At 70.2% G+C, this 430-nt stretch carries 1 protein-coding gene; it reads right to left on the bottom strand.

Features of this window, described 5'->3' with window-relative positions:
* Positions 1 to 17: 17 nt before the first annotated feature.
* Positions 18 to 430 (bottom strand): hypothetical protein (locus D7X55_RS41390; RefSeq protein ID WP_199747434.1); only part of this gene is annotated, 413 nt, incomplete at its 5' end.

Genomic DNA, 430 nt, shown 5'->3' with positions numbered 1-430 from the left:
GATGTAGACCTTCGAGCTCACGACGCCGTCGGGCTCGCCGTCGCGGTCGGCGCCGTGGCCGAGTCGTCGGCCATCGAGTTCGACGGCCACGTCGGGCGGTGGTAGCCGTCGAAGTGCAGCTCGCCGCCGCGCAGCTCGCGGATGGTCAGGAAGTCGCCCTTGTAACCCTTGCGGTCGTGAGGACCGAACTGGATGTAGGTGCCGGGCCCGCCGTTGGTGGCCGGCATCCAGCGGATCCGTTCCATGCCCTCCTTGACCCAGCGGGGCTCGGGGATGGCTGCGTTGCCGATGCCGTGGATGGCGACGCGGGCGGTGTCGTAGGCGAGGGCGACCACGACGTTGCGGGTCGACCGCCCGAAGCGGCGCTCGAAGCGCTCCACCATGGCGTTGTAGTTGGCGTTGGCGCCGTCCTCGCCGAGCTGGTCCACGC

Origin of the sequence: Corallococcus sp. AB049A (assembly GCF_003668885.1) — a bacterium.
GTDB lineage: Bacteria > Myxococcota > Myxococcia > Myxococcales > Myxococcaceae > Corallococcus > Corallococcus interemptor.
Note: the sequence above shows the minus strand (reverse complement) of the source record. Positions and strands in the feature narration are given on the sequence as shown.